Origin of the sequence: Agriterribacter sp., from assembly GCF_035445465.1 — a bacterium.
Classification (GTDB): Bacteria; Bacteroidota; Bacteroidia; order Chitinophagales; family Chitinophagaceae; genus Agriterribacter.
Genome location: NZ_DAOMQT010000097.1, coordinates 1 through 7,492 on the forward strand (window position 1 = coordinate 1; position 7,492 = coordinate 7,492).

At 44.4% G+C, this 7,492-nt stretch carries 9 protein-coding genes; 6 read left to right on the forward strand and 3 right to left on the reverse strand.

What is annotated here, in order from left to right:
• Both PLE34_RS21150 and PLE34_RS21155 read left to right on the forward strand, forming a co-directional pair.
• Window positions 1–206, forward strand: a 206-nt coding sequence (locus tag PLE34_RS21150) for a hypothetical protein (protein ID WP_324560388.1), incomplete at its 5' end; no start/stop codon positions are given.
• 76 nt (window positions 207–282) lie between these two features.
• Entirely contained in the window at window positions 283–1,659 is a 1,377-nt protein-coding gene (locus tag PLE34_RS21155) for a peptidylprolyl isomerase (RefSeq protein WP_324560391.1), read from the forward strand.
• Window positions 1,660–1,663: 4 nt separating this feature from the next.
• On the opposite strand, the gene dusB is transcribed toward PLE34_RS21155, so the two are convergent.
• A complete protein-coding gene (gene dusB, locus PLE34_RS21160; RefSeq protein WP_324560394.1) occupies window positions 1,664–2,686 on the reverse strand; it encodes a tRNA dihydrouridine synthase DusB in 1,023 nt (340 codons plus the stop codon).
• 146 nt (window positions 2,687–2,832) lie between these two features.
• On the opposite strand from dusB, the gene PLE34_RS21165 reads away from it, so the two are divergent.
• From PLE34_RS21165 to PLE34_RS21175, 3 genes are all read left to right on the forward strand, one after another.
• On the forward strand, window positions 2,833–3,780 hold the full coding sequence (locus PLE34_RS21165; protein ID WP_324560398.1) for a CPBP family intramembrane glutamic endopeptidase: 948 nt from the start codon (window positions 2,833–2,835) through the stop codon (window positions 3,778–3,780).
• Between the two features lie 36 nt (window positions 3,781–3,816).
• Window positions 3,817–4,689, forward strand: a complete 873-nt coding sequence (locus PLE34_RS21170) for a phosphatidate cytidylyltransferase (protein WP_324560401.1) — start codon at window positions 3,817–3,819, stop codon at window positions 4,687–4,689.
• 61 nt (window positions 4,690–4,750) lie between these two features.
• Window positions 4,751–5,407 carry a phosphatidylserine decarboxylase family protein gene (locus PLE34_RS21175; RefSeq protein ID WP_324560404.1) on the forward strand — a complete coding sequence of 219 codons (657 nt, stop codon included), beginning with the start codon at window positions 4,751–4,753 and terminating at the stop codon, window positions 5,405–5,407.
• A gap of 139 nt (window positions 5,408–5,546) precedes the next feature.
• On the opposite strand, the gene PLE34_RS21180 is transcribed toward PLE34_RS21175, so the two are convergent.
• Window positions 5,547–6,242, reverse strand: a complete 696-nt coding sequence (locus PLE34_RS21180; RefSeq protein ID WP_324560407.1) for a YjjG family noncanonical pyrimidine nucleotidase — start codon at window positions 6,240–6,242, stop codon at window positions 5,547–5,549.
• A gap of 132 nt (window positions 6,243–6,374) precedes the next feature.
• Here PLE34_RS21180 and PLE34_RS21185 point away from each other — a divergent pair, with 132 nt between their 5' ends.
• Window positions 6,375–7,076 (forward strand): SDR family NAD(P)-dependent oxidoreductase, encoded by a 702-nt coding sequence (locus tag PLE34_RS21185; RefSeq protein WP_324560410.1) that lies wholly within the window; start codon window positions 6,375–6,377, stop codon window positions 7,074–7,076.
• A 179-nt stretch (window positions 7,077–7,255) separates the two neighbouring features.
• Here the strand turns inward: PLE34_RS21185 and PLE34_RS21190 are convergent.
• On the reverse strand, window positions 7,256–7,492 hold a 237-nt coding region (locus tag PLE34_RS21190; RefSeq protein ID WP_324560413.1), incomplete at its 5' end, for a hypothetical protein.

Consider the following 7,492-nt stretch of genomic DNA (forward strand, 5'->3'; position numbering starts at 1 on the left):
TGAGGCTGATCCGCGACGGCATTGTAATTTATCCTACCGGTGAAGGACAAAGCGCGGAACTGGGATCGCTGAAACGCTATAAAGATGATGTGAAGGAAGTATCAAGCGGTATGGAATGCGGACTTACCCTTAAGAATTACAACGACCTGAAAGTGGGCGATGTGGTGGAAGCGTTTGAAATTGAAGAAGTAAAAAGGAGCTTGTAAACCTTTGTTAAATAAGCGGGCTGTATTGCTCCTGCGGTGAAATGCCTTATTTTTGAATGGCTTTGAAAGGTTAATTATGAAACAATTTCTATTTATTATCAGCTTTTTGGCAATGGGCTGTTTAGCCATGGCGCAGGGCGGGCAGTCGAAAAAAGTGCTGGCAGATAAGATCATTGCCGTAATTGGCGATAAGATCGTTCTCAAATCGGATATTACCAATTTTATTGAAGACGAGAAAAGACAGGGCCACGAGCTGCCGCCCGATGCGGGTTGTACGCTCTTGCAGCAAATGATGGTAAGAAAAGCCCTGATGCTCCAGGCGCAGAAAGACTCCCTTCCCGTAAGCGACGAAGAGATAGAAGCGGAGCTGGATCAGCGTATCAGGTATTATATTGGCGCCTATGGAGGTAAAGAAGCTTTGGAACAGATAGCGGGCAAAAGCATTTACCAGATAAAGGAAGATAACCGCATTGCCATTAAAGAGCAGAAGCTGTCGGAAGCCATGCAACGGTCTATTATTGAAAATGTAAGGATCACGCCCACCGAAGTAAGAGATTACTTTGAAAAGATACCCAAAGACAGCCTTCGGTTTTACGAAACCGAGCTGGAAATAAAGCAGGTAGTAGCGTATGCCAAAGCAAGCCGTGATCTCGAAAAGTATGCGCAGGATGAACTGGCGGAATATAAAAGACAAATTGAAAGTGGTGTTACCTCTTTTGACAGGGTAGCCAAAATGTACAGTGATGATCCGGGTACTAAAGAAGCAGGTGGCCGGTTTGAGTTTAACAGGAACGATAAAAGCGTGGATGGCACTTTCTCGTCAACTGCGTTTGCCTTAAAAGAAGGCCAGATATCCCGGGTGGTGAAATCAAAATTCGGCTATCATGTTATACAGTTGGTGAGCAGAACAGGCGATGATGTGGTAGTACGTCATATCCTTAAAATACCACAGATCACAGATACTGAAGTAAATGAAGCCATTGCAAAATTAGATACCGTACGATCCAAACTGGTGGCCAATACGCTTTCGTTTGGTGAAGCAGTGGATAAATACAGCGAAGACGAGAACAGCAAGTTCACTGCCGGTTCCATTACAGACCCCCAGGGTTCTCCTTACCTCACTATCCAGGATCTCGATAAAAGCCTTTTGCCGGTATATAATGAATTAAAAGTGGGTGAATACTCCAAGCCTGTTCCTTTCACCGATGAAAGAGGCAGAAAAGGCGCCCGTATCATTTATATACAAAGTAAAACCGAACCACACCGCGAAAATCTGAAAGACGATTATAACAAGATCGCCCAGCGGGTAATGGAAGAAAAAAAGGGAGAGATACTGAATCACTGGTTTCAAACCAAAATGCCCACTTACTATATTTCCGTAGATGAAGAGTTTCGCCAGTGCGGGGAAGTAAACAAATGGCTTTCGCTCACAGCGCAAACTACTACCAATTAAGCAGCTATGCGTTTAAAAGGCTGGTTTCGTAAGCGGCTTCGCTGCAGGCTGCATATTTTTCTTTTATCTCAAGCAATACCTGCTCAACTTCCTGTTGTGTTTTTACCGTTACCAATTGCATGCGAAAATCCCTGATATGGGGCAATCCTTTCAGGTAATTGGCGTAATGCCTTCTCATTTCTAATATGCCCAATACAGGGCCTTTCCATTCAACCGATTTACGGAGATGGGTGCGGCATACCGCTATCCGCTCTTCAAGGGAAGGCGGTGTCAATAATGAACCGGTAGCTATATAATGTTTTATTTCCCTGAATATCCACGGGTACCCAATGGCAGCGCGCCCGATCATAATGCCGTCTACGCTATACCTTTCCTTATATTCCACCGCTTTGGGAGGAGTGTCAATATCGCCGTTGCCAAATATGGGAATATGCATGCGGGGGTTATTTTTTACAGCAGCGATCAGACGCCAGTCGGCATCGCCCTTGTACAGTTGTGCCCGGGTGCGCCCGTGAATGGTAAGCGCCTGCACGCCCACATCCTGTAAACGTTCTGCTACTTCTTCTATGTTTTTGGAATGATCGTCCCAGCCCAGTCGGGTTTTAACCGTTACGGGTAATGCCGTAGACCGTACCACCGCTTCGGTTAGCCGTACCATTAAGCTAATATCTTTCAATACCGCTGCCCCGGCGCCTTTGCAAACCACTTTCTTTACGGGGCATCCAAAATTAATATCCACGAGGTCAGGCTGTACGGCATCAATTATTTTGGCGCTCAGCGACAGCGCTTCTTCATCGCCCCCAAACATCTGGATACCAAATGGCCGCTCAAATTCGGAAAAGTCTAATTTTTGTTTACTTTTAATAGCATCCCGGATCAGGCCTTCGCTGCTGATAAATTCACTGTACATAAGATCGGCGCCGTTTTGCTTGCATACATAACGGAACGGCGGATCGCTCACATCTTCCATGGGAGCAAGAAGAAGTGGAAAATCAGGGAGTTGTATGGAACCAATTTTAACCGGCATTGCATGAACTGTCTTATCTTGCATTTATGGAATGAACCCGGCGTATGCTAAAAACCCCTTCGAAATACAATGGGTTGATATTCAATGCACACGGGATGAGTTTCCTTCTAATGCAAGCAGCAAATGTACACACTAATTATAACATAATGTACGACGCACATTCGAAAGGGGTATCTTACGTCAATGCTTTTTTAATCCTGATTGGATTATGGATAGTAGGTTTTATCGCCGGTGGAGTGCTGAGTATTCCCATATGGATGATGATGACCGGCAAAGGAGTAATGAGCATGCCCGAAGAATTATTAAAGCCCGAAAATGTTAATGCCGTTCGGGTTATACAGGTGGTATCTACAGGCGTAACCTTTTTTTTACCAGCCTGGTTTACCGCTCTTATTATTAACCGCCGCCCCGCTAAGTTATTAGGATTTACCATGCGGTTTAATTACCGGCAACTCCTTTTGGCGCTGGGCATTATGTTTGGCGCGGCTATTGTAGCTGCCAGCCTTGCAACGCTTAATGAACTGATACCCATACCTAAAAATGCGGCGGATTATTTTAAAAAATTAGAAGAGAATTATAGCGCACAGGTAGAAGTGATCACCAATATCAGAACATTTGGCGATTATGCCATTTCTATCGTTATGATCGCTTTATTACCGGCTTTGTTTGAAGAAACTTTTTTTCGCGGGGGGATGCAAAACCTGCTTACCCGCTTTTCCCATAAGCCATGGATGGCTATACTGCTTACCAGTCTTATATTCAGCGTAATCCATCTTTCCTACTATGGCTTTCTGGCCAGGGTGTGCCTGGGCGTTGTGTTAGGACTGATCTATTATTATTCCCGGAGTCTTTGGCTGAGTATTGCCGCGCATTTTTTTAACAATGCCATTGCTGTTACCCAAATGTATGTATTGATCAGGCAGGGCAGGCCGGTAAAAGAAGCGATGAACGAAACCTACCCGGTGTGGTGGGGAATTATTGGCGCTATCGGGTTGTATGCATTGTTTATCCTGTTTAAAAAGCGTTCGGCGAAGGCAATAAAAAAATATACGGCGCCGGAAGACAGGGCGCTGGAAGAAAAATGGATTGCTTAAATAAATGTGGAAATTTGAAAATTTGAAAATGTGGCAATGAACTGGCAGGTATTTAAAACCAGGGCGCTTACGGCATTGGTGTTTGTGGCGGTAATGCTGGGCGGGCTGCTTTGGAATGAATGGAGCTTCTTTATTTTATTTTCGGTTATACATGGGGGTTGCTGGATCGAATACCAGCGGTTGATTAAGCGTATTGATCCCTCGTACAGGCAGGTATCTTCCTTTCATGCATATGGAGTAATGCTGGCAGGATGGTCCCTGATGCTGTATTGCGCTGGCGATAGTTACCGGATTGGGAACATTACGCTGCACGCTATAGGCCTGGTGGCAGGATTGATTTTTGCTTTTGCCCTTCCCATTGTTGAGATCCTTTTTGCGAAGCGTTCCAATCTGAAGCATATCAGTTATTCAGCGATGGGGTTATTGTATATTTCCTTAAGCTGGTCGCTGATGATAAGTATAAGATCAATAGAGGGAATGTGGACGGCGGGAAATGGAAGACAGTTTGAAACAGGTTGGATTTTACCGCTTGTTATTGTTTTTTCCATCTGGATCAATGATACCATGGCATATATCATAGGGTCGCTGATAGGAAGAACGCCGTTTTCAAAAGTATCACCCAAAAAAACAATTGAAGGCACCATTGGCGGCGCCGTTTTATGCATTGCGGTAATGGGTATGCTGGCCTATTACATGCAATTACCTGTTATGCATGTGTGCATCATTGCGGCAATAGCTGCCATGGTGGGTACGGCGGGCGATTTGCTGGAAAGCAAGCTCAAGCGGATGGCCGATGTAAAAGACAGCGGGCATATTATGCCGGGGCATGGCGGTTTTTTAGACAGGTTCGATTCCCTGCTGTTAGCTACGCCTGTGGTATGGTTGTATGTGATGGCCGCAGTGAAATGAATAGCTGCAAAATTTTGACGCTCTTTCGTCATTGCCTACTTTTGCAGGTCAAGCTGTATACATGACGGTACATAAAGAAGGATATCAGACTATCGCGCTTTGCGGATTATTTTTTGTGATCATCAATATTGTGCTGTTTTATTTTTTGCCTTACAGTGTAAGCTGGCTGGCCTGGATCATTTTTATACTATCCTTTTTCTTTTTTCTTTTTATCATTTCTTTTTTCCGCGTACCCAAACGTGTTCTTACGATTGACGAAACTAAAATTGTTGCCCCGGCCGATGGTAAAGTGGTAGTAATAGAAGAAACAGTAGATGAAGAATATTTTAAGGATAAACGGCTGCAAATATCCATTTTCATGAGTCCTGCCAATGTACACCAAAACCTCAACCCGGTAAGCGGCGAAGTAGTGTACAGCCAATATCATAAAGGGAAATACCTGGTGGCATGGGATCCAAAATCATCTACGCATAATGAGAGGCATACGGTTGTAATACAAAACGGCAATGCACCCGTACTGGTTAAGCAAATTGCCGGCGCGGTGGCCCGCCGTATTGTAAACTATCTTAAACCCGGGCAAAAAGTACAGCAGGGCGCTGAAATGGGGTTTATTAAATTCGGCAGCCGTGTAGATGTGCTTTTACCACCGGCAGCAAAAATTCATGTGCAGTTGAAACAGGTGGTTAAAGGCGGTATAACGGTGCTTGCAAGCTGGTGAAGAAATTTGAAAATGTGGAAATTTGAAAACGTGCAAAAATTCATGAGGTTTGCAGGAGGGAAATTGCAGGGTGAAAAAACCTCATAGAGTTATATGGCGGTCGGTACGCAACGAAGGAGCGTCAAACCGCATGGAATTCCTAAAATATATTTTCAAGCTCTTTCAATGAATACACGGTATAGGTGGGTTGTACAGGCGGTGGAATGTGCTTATGATTGATATACACCTGGTCAATGCCTGCGTTTTTGGCGCCCACTATATCCGCTTCAATATCATCGCCCAGCATTATACTTTCTTTTTGTGTAGCCCCCGTTTTGCGCAGGGCATACTCAAAAATTTGTTTGTGCGGTTTCAGGCTGTTGCTTCCTTCAGAGGTAATAACTTCTTCAAAAAACCCGGTAAGCCCGGAGTGCTTCAGCTTGCTGTGCTGTATGGTTTCAAAGCCGTTGGTAATAAGGTGTAAAGCATAATCTTTACCGCGCAGGTATTCCAGCATGGTTATAGCATGGGGAAATAATAAAGTACGTGTAGGCAACCTGTCTAAAAAAAAGGAATCCATACTTCGTGCCAGCTTTTCATCGCCTATTTTAAAATCCAGCAGGGTATTCCACATGCGTTTCCATCTCAGGTCATCCCGTTTTATAAATCCTTTGCGGTAACGCTCCCATAACCTGGTGTTATGATAAATATATCTTTCGTAAAAAGCGTCGAAACTATCTACACCCTGTGCGGTAAGGTTTAATGCAAGATGGAGCTCCTGCAGCGTTTGCTTTGCATTTGATTCGAAATCCCATAAGGTGTGATCCAGGTCAAAAAAAAGATGCTTGTACGTCATGATTAAAACAAAGCTGCAAAAATACGGTGTTTGGCAGAAGTATGTAGATTTGATGATTAACAGGGAAACCATCCCAAACTTAACAAACTTACAAATGCAACGGTATCGTATTATATCATCATAAAATAATGTATGAATATTATTATCACAGGCGCTTCCCGCGGATTTGGAAAAGCAATTGCAGAACGATTTGCCGCCAACGGGTATAACCTGTATCTCAGTTCGCGCAATGAAGTGGGTTTGTATAAAGCAATGGAAGATCTTGCTACCCGTTTCCCGGAAGTTAGTATTAAAGCAAAGCCTTTTGATTTGAGCCATAAGGCACAGGTAAAAGATTTTGCCAACTGGCTTTTGGGAATGCATATATCCATTGACATCCTCGTTAATAATGCAGGCTCTTTTGAACCCGGCAGCGTGTATAACGAACCCGAAGGCACAATGGAAAATATGATGGCTGTTAATTTTTTTAGCGCCTATCATCTCACCCGTGCGCTGATCCCTGCAATGATGACACAGCAAAGCGGTCATGTTTTTAACATGTGTTCCATTGCATCATTCCAGGCGTATAAAAATGGCGGCGCTTACAGCATCAGCAAATTTGCTTTGGCGGGCTTTTCAAAAAACCTGCGGGAAGAAATGAAGCCGCATGGCATTAAAGTTACCGCGGTATACCCGGGTGCGGCATATACCGATTCCTGGGCAGGCAGCGGTATAGATCCGAAACGTATAATGGTGGCAGATGATGTTGCCGGAATGATTTACGCGGCAGCGCAGCTTTCACCACAGGCCTGCGTGGAAGATATTGTATTGCGCCCTCAGTTGGGAGATTTGTGAAGGGGCTGTCTCAAAAGGGCCGGTATAGAAGATATGCCACTAAGGCACAAGCCTGCCTGCCGGCGGGGCACAAAGCCTTGATTTTCAGGTTTTATTTTCTTTGTGCTTTCGTGACTTCGTGGCAAAATATTACTTTTGCGACAGCCTCTTCACAAATCGCTACTCACTCCTTTACCATCCTAAAACCAGCTTCCAATCCATGCTTTATTAACACTATTTCCTAATTTTCTTCTCCTGCGGGCGGTACTTATTCTCTGGCGGATCATCGTATATATCATTAACAGCATGAAAAGAATAGTGAAAGGCGGTATGCCGAGCATAGATATCCATTTGCCGCCAAATTGCCTGCGCATGGGTCTTCTCAGTCTTTCAGCGATCAGGTACATGCTGGGCACAATGATCAGCGTCATAAAGAA